We start from the raw sequence: 15,936 nt of genomic DNA, 5'->3' as shown, positions 1-15,936 counted from the left end.
TATCAGTATTATTTAATGGTGTAACCAAACTATTAATGATAATAGTAGTTTAGTAGAATGTAGAGGTAAAAGATTCTATGTTCTACATAAAGGAATTACAATCACTATAAAACAAAATGCTTCACTATTAAAACTGCACAGAGAAAATATGAAGTGTGGGGTTTGTTAGAAAGTTAGTGTACAATTCTTTCTGTAAATTGGGTTGAAAAAAGCAGGCCGATCGGGCTCAAATGGTAAGTGACCAAACCAACCATAAGGAGAACCCGATGGCCTACGAATCAGAATATACACTTTTGGAGCAAGTGATCCAGATGCTGGCAGCGAATGGGGACAATAAATTTTCTCGTGTTATCGAAGTGGTCGTCAATGAGGCCATGAAGATCGAGCGAGCAAAGGCTCTCAACGCCGAACCATATGAACGCACGGAAGAGCGTACTGGGCATGCCAATGGATTTAAAGACAAGACGCTCAATCTTGCGACCGGGAAAGTCCTCTTGAAAGTACCACAAGTTCGCGGGATGGAGTTTTACCCCAGCTGCATCGAGAAAGGCATGCGCAGTGAGCGTGCTCTCAAGCTCGCCATCGCCGAAATGTATGTCAAAGGAGTAAGTACCCGCAGGGTCTCGGATATCGTCGAAATTCTTTGTGGCACCGAAGTCAGCTCGTCCCAGGTCAGCAGGCTGGCAAAGGAGCTCGATGAAGAGATTACGTCTTGGAAGGCGCAGCCTGTCGGACAGATTCAATACTTGGTACTTGATGCGACCTATGAATCGGTGCGCGTCGGTTCCCAGGTGGTCAAGCAGGCTCTTCTAGTGGCTATTGGCGTTGATTACAGCGGGAATCGGCATATTCTTGACGCCGAAGTCGCGAACAGTGAGGCAGAGGTAAACTGGCGTTCCTTTCTCGAGGATCTCGTACGACGAGGGATGCACGGCCTGCGAATGATCACCAGTGATGACCACTCAGGACTGCGCGCTGCAATCGATGCTGTCTTCCCTGGAATTCTGTGGCAACGCTGCCAGTTTCATCTGCAGCAGAATGCCCACTCCTACGTCACGAAAAAAGATGACATCCCGCTGATAGCCGCTGATATTCGGAAGGTGTTCAATGCACCTGACCGCGAGAACGCGGAACGATATTTGCAACAGCTCGTTGAAAAATATCAAAAAACCCATCCGCGTTTAGCGGCTTGGGCCGATGAGAATATACGGGAAGGATTGAGTGTATTCAACATCCCGGAGAATCACAGGAGGAAAATGCGAACATCGAATCTGGCAGAGCGCCAGATGAAGGAGATCAACAGGCGAACGAAAGTAGTGGGTGTTTTCCCGAACGCCGAGAGTTTACTTCGCCTTGCGGCTTCTATGCTGATCGAACAAAACGACCAGTGGCAGAATGACAAACGGTACTTGCCTGAGTCAACCGACCGACCTGCTTTGAACGAAATTTACAGAAAAAAGGTTGCATAATCGTTAGAAATGAAATGCTACATTCCAAATATATTATCAATTATTCGCATAGTCCTTTGTCCGGCACTTTTATTTATTACAGAAAATAATCTACTGTTAATTACATTGATAATCGGTATTGGATTGACAGATATTTTGGATGGTTATTTTGCACGAAAATTCAACTGTCAAAGTCAATTTGGATCACAACTGGATTCTTTAGGAGATATGCTATTCTTTATAATGCTATTAGCTTATGTGATAGTGTATAGAAGATATGTATTGATCGAAAATAGAAAATTATTAATGTGTGTTGTAGTTGTTAAGTTTATTCCATTAATTATCGGATTGATTAAGTATAAAAAATTGGTTTTTATACATACGATTCTGAATAAGCTAAGTGGAATAATGGTGGTTATTGGAGTAATAACTGTTATTACTCTAGAGATATATAAAATTATGATATATGTATTGTTTTTTATTCTTTTAGCAGGAATAGAAGAAATTTTAATAGAAATACTAGTAAAGAATCCAGATGAAAACAGGAAAAGTGTATTTGATATGAGTTCTAAAAACCGATAACCTAACAACTGCTTCAACCTGACTTATTTGCTTGTCACGGATTTTTGCACTTCGCTACGCTCGGCAAAAACCGCGCCAAACAAAACGCAGGTTAAGCAAATGTTAGATGGACGCCTTCGGCGCTAAAAAGGATAAAAATGTACAATCTTTTTATTGCATCATTTAAGGAAGCATGGGATAAAAAATACTTTGAATTTGATAAAAGTAGGTTTTTAGAATTTACACGAGAAAACATTGCGAGCCAATTCCTAAATAATCACAATGAATTAAAAAATATTCCGTGTCTCTTTGGATTCGAGCAATATAAAAGTAAATTCCGGATTGGACATTTGACATCAATAAAACAAAGAGATCAAAAGATATTAATTGAATATGCTTTTGATGATGAAATTGAACCATTAGATGTCAAAATAATTGAAAGTAATGCAACGCTTTTTGATATTCGTGATTGGGAAATAAATAGAACTCATTGGGCTGTTAAAGACGAAAATTTGTTTGAAAGATTACATCAGGTTAATCTAATTGATTTAAATACTCTTTTTAAAAAGCAATACGAATTTAGTAATACGGAAATTCCGAATACATCGAATGATGATAAAATATCTGTAATGAGTCTTAATGGCTTTATAAAGAAAATATTTGAAATAAATAAAGATGCTAGCAGAACAATATTTTATCGTGGCCATTCAAAAAGGGATGGGTATCGATTAACTCCTTCATTATTTAGAAAAGATATCAATGGTAATTATAAGTATTTACAAAACGAATCATTAATATATCGTGAAATGCTAATTGCAAATCCTTCGGAGTTTATTGATTATAGTTCGACAATTGATGTCTTAATAAAAATGCAGCACTATTCTTTACCAACAAGGCTACTGGATATAACTTCAAATCCATTAATAGCTTTATATTTTGCATGTAAATCTAATAGTGATACTGAAGGTGAAGTGATTATTTTCCATGTAAAAACAGATGAAATAAAGTATTTTGATTCTGATACTGTGAGTTGTTTATCAAACCTTGCACGATTGCCTAAAAAAGATCAGGATAACATCGATTTGAATTCAAAAGTATTTAATAATCAATCTTCTATAAAACGTCTTATCCATTTCATAAAAGAAGAAAAACCTTTTTTCGAGCCAAAAATTGTTCCAAAAGATATACAAAAATTGTGTGTGTTAAAGGAAAATATAACAATAGTAGAATTCTTTCTCAATCAGGAGCTTTTTTCCTATTTGGTTTGAATGCTGTATTAGATGAAAATGGCGATGACAATATCATCATCGAAAGAATATCTATTAAACGAAAAAGCAAAATACTTGAAGATCTTGATAAATTAAACATCAATGAAAGTACTGTTTTTCCATACATCGAGAATAGTGCCAAGTTTATTGCTCAGAAGTATGAGATAAAATATTAATAGGAGTTTCATCTAACAACTGCTTCAACCTGATAATTCCTTTTGTCATGAAAATTGCAGTCGTCGCTACGCTCCTTTGTGGCAATTTTCACGCCAATCCCTACGGGCCGGAATTACAGGTTAAGCAAATGTTAGACACACGCCTTCGGCGGGCGAGGAAAGAATTAAAGAAGTAAAAATTGTTCTGGTGTATACGTTGGAATACGAGAAGATTTAAAGTCAGAAATATTACGTGAAATAATGTAGTCAATATTTGTTTTCATTGAACTCACTTCAATAACTGCATCTTCGTAATCAGAAATTGGTGATATTAATGAATCCCGCAAAATAGTTTCATCAATTGGAATTATATTGAATATATCTAGTAATGCTGTAATTGTATTTATTACTTTTGTTTTATCTTTTTGATCTTTTAGTAGAAAATATGATAACGTTGTTACTTCATGAGCACAGATGTAGCCAGATATTTTCTTTTCTACACACATATTAATAACTTGAGCTGCTTCTACATGGAAATTTCTTTTATTCAAAAAATCAAGAATGATATTTAAATCAATGAGAATCTTTTTCATGAAATTTTGTCCTTAATAGTTTTTTATCTGGAATAGGTGAGTCTTGGAAAAGACCATATAAAGTAGTCGTTTTAGAATTTAGTTCTTGGTTTTGATCAGTTGATCGTAAACGATTAAGATACTGCTCGAACAGCTTAGAAATAGACAAACCATTTTGTTGAGAATAGGAATGAGCAAAAGTAATCAATTCATCATCAATGTTAATTTTTTAGACATAATCAACCTCCTTACGTATAAAATGTAAAACAATACGTATAATAAGTCAATAAATGATTCGAAAGTGTTTTTAATGGTAATAATAAATTCTATTAAATCTATATATGATAAAGAAATATGAAATAGCAATAATACTATTTCTTTGTATTATAATGAATTAGCTATTTCTAAAAAAAATTGTCTAACAACTGCTTCAACCTGACTTATTTGCTTGTCACGGATTTTTGCACTTCGCTGCGCTCGGCAAAAACCGCGCCAAACAAAACGCAGGTTAAGCAAATGTTAGTTCGACCAATCTACACTTATTAATAGAAGAAAAAGAAATAGATTTGGAAGAAGATTGTGTATAACTGAAGTAAACTGTCACTGAAAATAGACTTAAGAAAAAGTTCAACAGATGATAACACTCTGGAAGACGGTTATACAGTTTGCACCTAGTTTATTACTTAAAGTGTTATCGTGATTAAAACTTTTTCTTTCGTTGATGAAGTTGACTTCATACCACTTGTGCTAAAACTTGCAGGAACAGATGTTAGAAAACGATATGCAGAAGAGTTGCCTCAGTCTTCACATTATAACAAGTCATAAGGATTCAGCCTTCGGGTTTTTAATGGTACTGCAAATCGTTTTCTAACATTGATGTAGTTGGTTATAAACTGAAGTGTTTAACAGTTGGCGATCTAACAACTGCTTCAACCTGACTTATTTGCTTGTCACGGATTTTTGCACTTCGCTACGCTCGGCAAAAACCGCGCCAAACAAAACGCAGGTTAAGCAAATGTTAGAACGACCAATCTACACTTATTAATAGAAGAAGAAAAAGAAATAGATTTGGAAGAAGATTGTGTATAACTGAAGTAAACTGTCACTGAAAATAGACTTAAGAAAAAGTTCAACAGATGATAACACTCTGAAAAACGGTTATACAGTTTGCACCTAGTTTATTACTTAAAGTGTCATTGTGATTAAAACTTTTTCTTTCGTTGATGAAGTTGACTTCATACCACTTGTGCTAAAACTTGCAGGAACTGATGTTAGAAAACGATATGCAGAAGAGTTGCCTCAGTCTTCACATTATAACAAGTCATAAGGATTCAGCCTTCGGGTTTTTAATGGTACTGCAAATCGTTTTCTAACATTGATGTAGTTGGTTATAAACTGAATTGTTTAACAGTTGGCGATCTAACAACTGCTTCAACCTGACTTATTTGCTTGTCACGGATTTTTGCACTTCGCTACGCTCGGCAAAAACCGCGCCAAACAAAACGCAGGTTAAGCAAATGTTAGTCGGACGCCTACGGCGCCGAAGAAAGAAATTAAAGGAATTTATGTTAACGATAAAAATAGCTGATTCTACTGAAATAAATACATTACTTTCTATCTATATTGAGAAAGTAAAATGGTTGCGATCAATGAATAAACCATTATGGGATGAATCTCAATTTATTCTTGAGGCATTGAATAAAAAATATGAGAATCCCGTTTTTTATGTAGGAATAATTAATAATGAAATTATTGGTGGTTTCATTTTAGTTGAGTATGATCGGTTGTATTGGCCAGAAGTAACTGATAATTCAACATATTTTTTTTACAAATTTGTTATCAGTAATAAGTATTGTGGTAAGAATTACTCTGATAGAATACTTAAGTGGGTAAAAGAATATGGACGAGAAATGAATAAAAAATACATACGATTAGATTATGATGGAAACAGAAAACCTATTACCGAGATGTATACACGAAACGGATTTAATCCAGTTGATACAATAAGCAATCAACATGTATCAAAATTAATTAAAGCAGAATATTTAATAACCGGTAATAATTGAGTATTTATTTAACTTTTTTGATTGATGAGTTTAATTGATAATCATAATAAAAGGAAGTTACAATGAAATCATTTTTAATGAGTATAGCTGTCGTTATTCCTGTGTATGTAATATATATTTATTACTTGCGACAACGAATTGTTAAATATGTAAAAAAGAACTATCAAAATATCACAGGATTAAGTGTTTGTTGGTCATTGTTTGGTCCAGTTGGTCCAGGATCTGGGACAAAATATTATGTGCGGTTATCAATAAATAATGATCAATATATCACTTTCTATGCAATGACAAGTTTATTTGGTGGTGTGTTTATATCAAGAGAAAGCGACTAACAACGGTTTCAACCTGACTTATTTGCTTGTCACGGATTTTTGCACTTCGCTGCGCTCGGCAAAAACCGCGCCAAACAAAACGCAGGTTAAACCAATGTTAGTCGGACGCCTACGGCGCCGAGGAAAAGAAAGAATATGTTAGGCAGGAAAAGGAATTTGTGCATACAAGTTATGCATGAAGAACCGTATACTCGAGCAGATATGCTCTGTTGCGCTTAAAAGATCCTTTAAGCTTGATGCGAAACAAAAACGCTCTCTTCAGAATATGAGGGAGTGTAAAACAACCCGGTATGGCGGCCGAGTTGTGCAATGCACAAAATGTGGAACAATCGCAACTGTATATAATTCCTGTAACCAACGTGGTTGTCCTATCTGTTATAAAGCGAACCAGAAAAGATGGGAGGATAAGGTATTAACGTCTGTATTAAATGTTAATCACTTCCATTTAGTCATATCAATTCCACAGGTTTTCACTGGCGTGTGGCTCAGAAATAAGAAAGATTTCATGAACGCTTTTTTCGAATGTGTAAAGCGTGCAATAAATAACATATCGAAATATTATGGAATAACCCCTGGATGTATAGCGGTATTTCAAACACATGGAAAGGGGATGTCTTATAAACCGCATATACATTGCGTGTTATCTGATGGTGGACTGACTGGTAACGGTGACTGGATGCCGTTAGGAACGATATCATATACGCGAATTACTGATGTGATAAAAGAATATCTTGTTAAGGAATTACAGAGAAAACATATACAAGATATTCCTGAACAGAAGGATATTAATGATCGCGAATGGAATGTATACGCAACATATTATCAGGGAAATGTACAAAAGATAATAGGATATTTAGCACACGCCGCTAAGGGTGTAGTGATAAACCTTAATCAAGAATTGGTGGAAAACGAAGAGAAAGGAACATTTAGTTATATTGAACGTCATGCAGGGAAAGAGACGCGAATTGAGTTGGATAAGGAACTGTTTGTATCTCGATACATGAATCACATACCTGTCCCTCATACTGTAACAGTACGGAATTATGGATTATACTCAAACCAATACAGTGATCAGTTAGAAAAACTGCAGAAAATATTTCCGATGGAAATAGAGATGGAAGAAGCGGAATGTGTAGATCATTGTCCTATATGTCATGCGGCAATGGAAATCATTATGACCTTGGAACCGTATGAAGAAGTTCCTGCACATGAAATATTGTGTAAGATAAAGCTTCCTGAAACGTAAAGAGAATGGGTGTAAGAGTATAGCGACTCCAAGATAGTAAAAGACCTGGTAAAGATATGTCCAAAAAAAAGAAATGAAAGAAATAAATGTGAAAGAGATATAATAAAAAATGAAACTAGTACAAAAGATGATGAGTATAAGTATTAAAAGCAGCAACTAGTAGAAAGAAACCTGTAAAATCTTCCAAATCAAATCATTTGAAATGCAATAAGAGAGAAGCGACTAACAACTGCTTCAACCTGACATTGCTTCGCAATGCAGGTTAAGCAAATGTTAGACACACGCCTTCGGCGGGCGAGGAAAGAATTAAAGAATTAAAAATTGTTCTGGTGTATACGTTGGAATACGAGAAGATTTAAAGTCAGAAATATTACGTGAAATAATGTAGTCAATATTTGATTTCATTGAACTCACTTCAATAACTGCATCTTCGTAATCAGAAATTGGTGATATTAATGAATCCCGCAAAATAGTTTCATCAATTGGAATTATATTGAATATATCTAGTAATGCTGTAATTGTATTTATTACTTTTGTTTTATCTTTTTGATCTTTTAGTAGAAAATATGATAACGTTGTTACTTCATGAGCACAGATGTAGCCAGATATTTTCTTTTCTACACACATATTAATAACTTGAGCTGCTTCTACATGGAAATTTCTTTTATTCAAAAAATCAAGAATGATATTTAAATCAATTAGTATCTTTTTCATGAAATTTTGTCCTTAATAGTTTTTTATCTGGAATAGGTGAGTCTTGGAAAAGACCATATAAAGTAGTCGTCTTAGAATTTAGTTCTTGGTTTTGATCAGTTGATCGTAAACGATTAAGATACTGCTCGAACAGCTTAGAAATAGACAAACCATTTTGTTGAGAATAGGAATGAGCAAAAGTAATCAATTCATCATCAATGTTCAATGTTAATTTCTTAGACATAATCAACCTCCTTACGTATAAAATGTAAAACAATACGTATAATAAGTCAATAAATGATTCGAAAGTGTTTTTAATGGTAATATTAAATTCTATTAAATCAATATCTGATAAAGAAATATGAAATAGCAATAATACTATTTCTTTGTACTATAATGAATTAGCTATTTTGATAAAAAATTGTCTAACAACTGCTTCAACCTGACATTGCTTCGCAATGCAGGTTAAGCAAATGTTATCCCCACGCCTTCGGCGGGCGAGGATAGAAGAACTAAAAACGCTTATAAATCTCGAATTATAATTTGGATTACTGTGCAAGCTCTCGCGACAAATGCTGAAGATCCATTAAAAATAAAACAGCAAAGCAGTGTTCCGTTTTCACTTCCAAGAATTTAAGGCGACTGTAGGACGTTGCTTTTCAATTGATTTTAACATCTTGAATTGAAAAGATCCTGGATATAAGGTTTTTAGATTACTGTGGTTATTCAGCAGTAAAATGAGAATCCTGCACAATTGGTTTCGAGAAATAACCTTACAGTGGCTTGTATGAAGCAAATCAAAAATAAGTAACTGATTCAGTTACTGGTTATCATTCTATTGTTTTATACAATAGGATCTTGATGTTTTGCAGAAACGAATCAAGATAATTGGACTGGATTTGGTCTTATATAATAGAAGAAAAGAGATAAAAATAAGAAAAATGTTTTGTATAAAGCTGCTGTAGAATAAAAACATAACGGAGCTTTCTGTAGGAAATATTTTTGTTGCGTATTAAAATTTAAGACGTTGGTAACGTTTGTAAAAGTAAAAAGCTTAGTACACAAATTAGTTGGAAACGAAGCTACAGCAGAACTGAAACCAAAAATTGGATAACAACTATTTCAACCTGACATTGCTATTGTCACACTTTTTGCTAGTCGCTTCGCTCGGCAAAAAGTGCGCCAATGTACGCAATGCAGGTTAAATAAATGTTAGACGGACCCTTCGGGCCGAGGAAATTTAGTAATGAAGAACAAATAAAAAACTATTGTTTAGCAGTCTTATTTTTCTACTTTGTTAGTAATTCAATTTAAAAATGATTTTTAACCAAGCCTTATAAGCCTAGTATAATTCAAAATAATGGTTGATATACGAAACATATGATTTTGTGATTTAGAATCTTATAAATGTATAAAGGCTTTATTTATGAAAAAAAACCCAATTAAACCAAATGTTTTTTTTATGTGTGGTCCAGCAGGATCAGGAAAAACAACTTATGCTAAAAAACTTGAACGGGAAGGTTTTTTACGTTTATCGTTTGATGAAGAATCATTTAAACTGGGTATTACTAAACATCCTTTATCAAAAGAAATGCATCAAGAAATTGAAAACAGACTTATAAAAATACTAAAAGAAAATATTGTTAATGGAATAGATGTGGTTTTAGATTTTTCTTTTTGATCAAAAAAAATGCGAAAAAAATATAAGGAAATTTTAAAAGAATATAATCTTGAACCTAAGATTATTGTTATAAAAACTTTAAAAAGTATAGTAATAGAGAGAATAGAAAAAAGAAATGGTAGTAATGCAGATGAAATAATGTTAACTACTGAAGAAACGGAAAAATATTATGATAATTTTGAATTTCCAACAGAGGATGAAGGAGAACTCATTATTATTAATGGATTCTGAGAAAAAAAGCGTCTAACAACTAGTTCAACCTGACATTGCTATTGTCACACTTTTTGCAGTCGTCGCTACGCTCCTCGGCAAGAAGTGCGCCAATGTACGCAATGCAGGTTAACTAAATGTTAGGTTGACGCCTTCGGCGCAGAGGAGAAAAGTATGAACACAAGTAAAGTTATTTCTCGGCGATCTAATCTTGTTTTGATTTCTGTTTTAATCACGATTATCATAATAGTATTTTCAACAGTCAGTTTTCTATATGTAGTAAATGATATTCAAAAATTAACTAATTTTATTAATAGTACTGGTTCAATTAGAGGGGGAATTCAACGTGTTACCAAATTGTATTTATTGAATCAGGACATAAAAGAATCAGTAAAAATGATCGATGAAACAAATTTTATAATATCAGATTTTGTAAATTCGAAGACCGGAGTGTTTAACAGTAATGATAAAGTTGAATTTTCAAACCTACTGCAATCTTGGACAGAATATAAAGAGATTCTTAAGAATAATCAAAAAGATCGAATATTAAATAGTAGCGAGAATTTATGGAAGTTATCAAACATTGTGGTAAATAAAATTGAAATAAAAACTCATAACCACATTGCTTTACAGTATTTGTTTTTATTTCTATTATTTGCGATTGTATGTATTTTAGGACTTGTTGGCTTTTTTATCAGAAAAGTTGTTCAAGAAAACATTGAAAAAAAGGCTTCTCACGATCAATTAACAAACCTATTAAATAGAAATTATTTACATCAAATATATAATGTAAAACTATCAGATAGTTTAAGGAAATCAAGCTTTCTTGCTGTTTTAATATGTGATATTGATCATTTTAAGTATGTCAATGATACTTTTGGACATGATGTTGGAGATAAGGTTTTAAAAAGAATAGCTGAAATAATGGTGGAAAATACTCGTGAGAATGATGCAATTTTTAGATATGGAGGCGAGGAGTTCTTAATACTTGTGTCGTTTACGGAAATACCACAATTAATTCAATATGCTGAGAGATTGCGTAGTAGTGTAGAAAGTACTGAAATTATTGAGCATAAAATAACGATTAGTGTTGGTGTATCATTAATCGATGATAAACAAGAACTAAAACAACATATACTTCGTGCTGACACAGCGCTGTATAAAGCAAAACAAGCGGGCCGCAATCGAGTAATTGTAAATGAATTAAACCTAACAACTGCTTCAACCTGATATTTTCTTTGTCACATTTTGTGCTGTCGCTACGCTCCTTATACACAAAATGCGCCAAGCCCTGCGGGCGCGAAAATACAGGTTAAGCAAATGTTAGGTTTATTAAAGTATTAGTAGTCATCAAATTTTGATTGTAATAATCAATTTATGATATAGGAGAAAATATGAAAGGATATAAAATAATTATTTATTTGATAATTATTTTCATTGGATTAGTTGGATGCAAGCAGTTTCCAACTAAACAATTAAGTTTGAACTTAGCTAATCAGCAAATGCCAATTATGTTAAGTCCGATAAAGAATGAGCTCGTTGAAACACACGTTTTTGAATTATCATCAGAATATTATGAGTATAATTATGTGTTAGGTTCAGGACGTGACTCACAAAGTTTTTCTGATAGTTTTAATATGACAAAGAATCTTACTGAACAATTTATAGATTTACCATCCGTAAGTACAAATTGGTATGTAATTGATTCTTTTAAACTGAGTGTTAAAGAAAAATCAAGTTTCAATGGTTATAATCGTAAATTTATATCTAATTTTGTTGTCAAATCTACAATGGGGAATAATAAATGAAAAAACTAAGGTTTATGTTTTTAATTTTTTATATTTCTATATTATTTATATCGTGCTCAACAATAGATCAGAATATTATGCTAAAACCCTTAGAAACTTATTATCCTGTTTCTGCCTCAGCAAGTATAGGAAATGATAAAGAAATACTAAATTCAAGTGACTTTAAGAATGCTGAACGATTTGAAATCCAAAAAAAGATAAAAGTTCCGTTATCAGTTAAAGAATATGAATTATGTATTGAGGAGGATTTAAACAAAGAAATATTAAATACTCAATTTAATGGAATAACAGAATTAGAAATAAATGTTACCAAAATTAATACATTTAACAATGAATGGATTGTCTTGGAACGTTCTATTGGTGGGATGTTAACTGTTTGGGGATCCTTTTTTTTGTATATGACAAGTGGTTCTGATGTTGAGGCAATGATCCTCCCTGCTTCGTTTGTTATAACAGGATCAGGACTGATAGGAGCAAGTTATTATCATAAGAAAATTGCCAATGTAATTTATGATCTATATGTAACAGGTATGAAGATATCCTATTGATCTATTTTATCAACATCATTAATAAGTAATATGAAAAAACCTAACAACTGCTTCAACCTGACTTATTTGCTTGTCACGGATTTTTGCACTTCGCTGCGCTCGGCAAAAACCGCGCCAAACAAAACGCAGGTTAAGCAAATGTTATCCCCACGCCTTCGGCGGGCGAGGATGGAAGAACTAAGAACGCTAATAAATCTCGAAATATAATTTGTAATACGGTGCAAGTTCTCGCGACAAATGCTGAAGATACATTAAAAATAAAACAGCAAAACAGTGTTCCGTTTTTACTATCAAGAATTTAAGGCGACTGTAGGACGTTGCTTTTCAATTGATTTTAACATCTTGAATTGATAAGATCCTGGATATAAAGTTTTTAGATTACTGTGGTTATTCAGCAGTAAAATGAGAATCCTGCACAATTGTTTTCGAGAAATAACCTTACAGTGGCTTGTATGAAGCAAATCAAAATAAGTAACTGATTCAGTTGCTGGTTATCATTCTATAGTTTTATACAATAGGATCTTGATGTTTTGCAGAAACGAATCAAGGTAATTGGACTGGATTTGATCTTATATAATAGAAGAAAAGAGAAAGAAAAGGTAAGAAAAATGTTTTGTATAAAGCTGCTGTAGAATAAAGACCAAAACGGAGCTTTTTGTAGTAAATATTTTTGTTACGTAATAAAATATAAGACGTTGGTAACGTTTGTAAAAGTAAAAAGCTTAGTACACAAATTAGTTGGAAACGAAGCTACAGCAGAACTGAAACCAGAAATTGGATAACAACTATTTCAACCTGACATTGCTATTGTCACACTTTTTGCTAGTCGCTTCGCTCGGCAAAAAGTGCGCCAATGTACGCAATGCAGGTTAAATAAATGTTATCCCCACGCCTTCGGCGGGCGAGGATGGAAGAACTAAGAACGCTAATAAATCTCGAAATATAATTTGTAATACGGTGCAAGTTCTCGCGACAAATGCTGAAGATACATTAAAAATAAAACAGCAAAACAGTGTTCCGTTTTTACTATCAAGAATTTAAGGCGACTGTAGGACGTTGCTTTTCAATTGATTTTAACATCTTGAATTGATAAGATCCTGGATATAAAGTTTTTAGATTACTGTGGTTATTCAGCAGTAAAATGAGAATCCTGCACAATTGTTTTCGAGAAATAACCTTACAGTGGCTTGTATGAAGCAAATCAAAATAAGTAACTGATTCAGTTGCTGGTTATCATTCTATAGTTTTATACAATAGGATCTTGATGTTTTGCAGAAACGAATCAAGGTAATTGGACTGGATTTGATCTTATATAATAGAAGAAAAGAGAAAGAAAAGGTAAGAAAAATGTTTTGTATAAAGCTGCTGTAGAATAAAGACCAAAACGGAGCTTTTTGTAGTAAATATTTTTGTTGCGTATTAAAATTTAAGACGTTGGTAACGTTTGTAAAAGTAAAAAGCTTAGTACACAAATTAGTTGGAAACGAAGCTACAGCAGAACTGAAACCAGAAATTGGATAACAACTATTTCAACCTGACATTGCTATTGTCACACTTTTTGCTAGTCGCTTCGCTCGGCAAAAAGTGCGCCAATGTACGCAATGCAGGTTAAATAAATGTTAGATTGACCCTTCGGGCAAAAGGAGAAAAAACCAAAATGAACGCATTAAAAGATTACAAGTCACTCTACAAAACAGCATTTATTTCAACGATTATTATGCTCACCATTATTCCAATTCAGATACTTGTATTTGCATTAACGAAGCTACCTACTACAACTATCGAATGGTTTTCTTTGTTTAAAGATAATTTAGTAATCGGATTTTTTCATGCAGATTTTTTTATTTTAATTAATAATATTCTAATTAGTATTATATATTTAGCTTTTTATCATACTTTAAAAGAAGTAAATAAAGGTGTAATACAAATAGGTATAGCTTTAGGATTAATTGGAATTTCAGCATATATTTCATCAAATAAAACTTTCGAGATATTAAAACTTTCCTACGAATATTTTAGCACAAATATTGAAACTGAAAAGATAATATTTGAATCAGCTGGAAAAGCATGCTTATTAGGATGGCAAGGGACAGCTTTTGATACATATTATGTTCTTAATGGAATTGCATTATTTTGTATTTCCATTTTAATGTATAAATCTAAATATTATTCAAAAGCAACTGCAACCTGGGGATTATTCGCAGCAATATTTATGATTATTCCTTCAACTGCTGGAACAATTGGTTTAATTTTTTCATTGCTATCATTGATTCCATGGTACGTCTTTAGCATTTTATATGCAAAGATCTTTGTAAGAATAGGAAAAGAAATCTAACAACTGCTTCAACCTGACTCGGCTATGTCACGATTCTTGCTAGTCGTCGCTGCGCTCCTCGGCAAGAATCGCGCCATGACGCCTCGCAGGTTAAGCAAATGTTAGAAGGACCCTTCGGGCCGAGGAAAAAGAAGGAATATAGCATGAGAGAAGTAATACCGCAGACAATTATTTCTTTGGTTGGTGATATGATCTCAAATAGAGAAACACATGCTTCATTAAATTCTCTTTTTCTTTATGCGGGGGCACCAGGAGAACCACCAGAAGGTAACAAACAAGTTAAAGCAATTTCTTGGATTCAAAGAGTTAATCAAGACCTTACAGTTAATCCATTAGAAGTATTAGGAAAGTTACTTGAAAAATACATGGAAGAGATCTTAGATGAAAATAAATCTTGGGAAAAAGATAGAATAGTTGAAAACAAAAAAATAATTGCTGCCATGGAAAAATATGGATTACATTATCTCCAAGGGGGCTTGGTTGTTACAGGAGCGCATACTCCTTCAAAAAGTCTTGAAGATTATATCAAAGAAAACAATCTTGAATACTTTGATTTCGAGTTTAATCGTGCATTAAAAAATGTAGATACAAGCCCAAGAGAAGCTATTTCAGCCGCAAGTAATATGTTGGAAACAATCTGTAAAGTGTATATTGAAGTTAACAAACTAGAAATGCCAGCAAAACAAGATCTACGTCCTGTATGGAATATCGTTAAAAAAGATCTTGGATTTGATGCAAGTAAAGTTGAAGATGGTGATTTACAAAAAATATTAACTGGACTTTTTTCTATTGTTGAAGGAATAGGTGAACTAAGAACTCATGCAAGTTCAGCACATGGAATGGGCAAAACCGTATATCGAATTGAACCGCGACATGCAAGATTAGCTATTCATTCAGCACACACGGCAAGTCTTTTTTTATTAGAGACATGGAAAAAAAGAAAAACAAGCTTCTAACAACTGCTTCAACCTGACATTGCTATTGTCACGAAAAATGCTGTCGCTGCGCTCGGC

General features: G+C 33.3%; 17 protein-coding genes and 1 pseudogene. 14 read left to right on the top strand and 4 right to left on the bottom strand.

Annotated elements, in window-relative coordinates; genetic code table 11:
- Positions 1-28 precede the first annotated feature (28 nt).
- The 4 genes and pseudogenes from K7J14_RS16455 to K7J14_RS15240 all read left to right on the top strand — a co-directional run.
- Positions 29-169, top strand: a pseudogene (locus tag K7J14_RS16455) (hypothetical protein); the annotation flags it as partial.
- Between the two features lie 97 nt (positions 170-266).
- On the top strand, positions 267-1,469 hold the full coding sequence (locus K7J14_RS15250) for an IS256 family transposase (protein WP_230756810.1): 1,203 nt from the start codon (positions 267-269) through the stop codon (positions 1,467-1,469).
- A gap of 9 nt (positions 1,470-1,478) precedes the next feature.
- Complete coding sequence (locus K7J14_RS15245) at positions 1,479-2,030, top strand: CDP-alcohol phosphatidyltransferase family protein (RefSeq protein ID WP_230758418.1); 552 nt, start codon at positions 1,479-1,481, stop codon at positions 2,028-2,030.
- A gap of 137 nt (positions 2,031-2,167) precedes the next feature.
- The gene (locus K7J14_RS15240) at positions 2,168-3,277 is read left to right on the top strand and encodes an FRG domain-containing protein (protein WP_230758416.1); all 1,110 of its coding nucleotides are present in this window, start codon (positions 2,168-2,170) and stop codon (positions 3,275-3,277) included.
- A 340-nt stretch (positions 3,278-3,617) separates the two neighbouring features.
- Here the strand turns inward: K7J14_RS15240 and K7J14_RS15235 are convergent, their stop codons facing one another.
- Positions 3,618-4,025 (bottom strand): PIN domain-containing protein, encoded by a 408-nt coding sequence (locus K7J14_RS15235; RefSeq protein ID WP_230758414.1) that lies wholly within the window; start codon positions 4,023-4,025, stop codon positions 3,618-3,620.
- Positions 4,006-4,173: a hypothetical protein gene (locus K7J14_RS15230; protein WP_230758944.1), complete on the bottom strand. Its 168-nt coding sequence runs from the start codon at positions 4,171-4,173 to the stop codon at positions 4,006-4,008. Before K7J14_RS15230 ends, K7J14_RS15235 begins: the two co-directional genes overlap by 20 nt.
- A gap of 1,348 nt (positions 4,174-5,521) precedes the next feature.
- Between K7J14_RS15230 and K7J14_RS15225 the strand changes: the two genes are divergently transcribed.
- The 3 genes from K7J14_RS15225 to K7J14_RS15215 all read left to right on the top strand — a co-directional run bounded on the left by K7J14_RS15225 (position 5,522) and on the right by K7J14_RS15215 (position 7,648).
- On the top strand, positions 5,522-6,070 hold the full coding sequence (locus K7J14_RS15225; RefSeq protein ID WP_230758404.1) for a GNAT family N-acetyltransferase: 549 nt from the start codon (positions 5,522-5,524) through the stop codon (positions 6,068-6,070).
- 62 nt (positions 6,071-6,132) lie between these two features.
- Complete coding sequence (locus K7J14_RS15220; RefSeq protein ID WP_230758107.1) at positions 6,133-6,402, top strand: hypothetical protein; 270 nt, start codon at positions 6,133-6,135, stop codon at positions 6,400-6,402.
- A 175-nt stretch (positions 6,403-6,577) separates the two neighbouring features.
- Positions 6,578-7,648, top strand: coding sequence for an IS91 family transposase (locus K7J14_RS15215; protein WP_456243444.1), 1,071 nt, complete (start codon positions 6,578-6,580; stop codon positions 7,646-7,648).
- A 306-nt stretch (positions 7,649-7,954) separates the two neighbouring features.
- Here K7J14_RS15215 and K7J14_RS15210 read toward each other — a convergent pair whose 3' ends face one another.
- Positions 7,955-8,362: a PIN domain-containing protein gene (locus K7J14_RS15210; RefSeq protein ID WP_230758080.1), complete on the bottom strand. Its 408-nt coding sequence runs from the start codon at positions 8,360-8,362 to the stop codon at positions 7,955-7,957.
- Entirely contained in the window at positions 8,343-8,585 is a 243-nt protein-coding gene (locus tag K7J14_RS15205) for a DUF6364 family protein (RefSeq protein WP_230758398.1), read from the bottom strand. The genes K7J14_RS15210 and K7J14_RS15205 overlap by 20 nt, the downstream gene beginning before the upstream one ends.
- Positions 8,586-9,767: 1,182 nt before the next feature.
- On the opposite strand from K7J14_RS15205, the gene K7J14_RS15200 reads away from it, so the two are divergent.
- From K7J14_RS15200 to K7J14_RS15170, 7 genes are all read left to right on the top strand, one after another.
- Positions 9,768-10,022: an AAA family ATPase gene (locus tag K7J14_RS15200; RefSeq protein ID WP_230758395.1), complete on the top strand. Its 255-nt coding sequence runs from the start codon at positions 9,768-9,770 to the stop codon at positions 10,020-10,022.
- A gap of 9 nt (positions 10,023-10,031) precedes the next feature.
- The gene (locus tag K7J14_RS15195) at positions 10,032-10,253 is read left to right on the top strand and encodes an ATP-binding protein (protein WP_230758393.1); all 222 of its coding nucleotides are present in this window, start codon (positions 10,032-10,034) and stop codon (positions 10,251-10,253) included.
- Between the two features lie 153 nt (positions 10,254-10,406).
- The gene (locus tag K7J14_RS15190; protein WP_230758391.1) at positions 10,407-11,462 is read left to right on the top strand and encodes a GGDEF domain-containing protein; all 1,056 of its coding nucleotides are present in this window, start codon (positions 10,407-10,409) and stop codon (positions 11,460-11,462) included.
- Between the two features lie 164 nt (positions 11,463-11,626).
- Entirely contained in the window at positions 11,627-12,040 is a 414-nt protein-coding gene (locus K7J14_RS15185; protein ID WP_230758389.1) for a hypothetical protein, read from the top strand.
- The gene (locus K7J14_RS15180; RefSeq protein WP_230758387.1) at positions 12,037-12,588 is read left to right on the top strand and encodes a hypothetical protein; all 552 of its coding nucleotides are present in this window, start codon (positions 12,037-12,039) and stop codon (positions 12,586-12,588) included. Before K7J14_RS15185 ends, K7J14_RS15180 begins: the two co-directional genes overlap by 4 nt.
- Positions 12,589-14,245: 1,657 nt before the next feature.
- Positions 14,246-14,923 (top strand): DUF4386 family protein, encoded by a 678-nt coding sequence (locus tag K7J14_RS15175; protein ID WP_230758216.1) that lies wholly within the window; start codon positions 14,246-14,248, stop codon positions 14,921-14,923.
- Between the two features lie 143 nt (positions 14,924-15,066).
- The gene (locus tag K7J14_RS15170) at positions 15,067-15,879 is read left to right on the top strand and encodes an abortive infection family protein (protein WP_230758384.1); all 813 of its coding nucleotides are present in this window, start codon (positions 15,067-15,069) and stop codon (positions 15,877-15,879) included.
- The last annotated feature ends 57 nt before the right edge of the window (positions 15,880-15,936 follow it).

Origin of the sequence: Teretinema zuelzerae (genome assembly GCF_021021555.1) — a bacterium.
Classification (GTDB): domain Bacteria; phylum Spirochaetota; class Spirochaetia; order Treponematales; family Treponemataceae; genus Teretinema; species Teretinema zuelzerae.
This window is presented reverse-complemented; position numbering and strand designations above follow the sequence as displayed.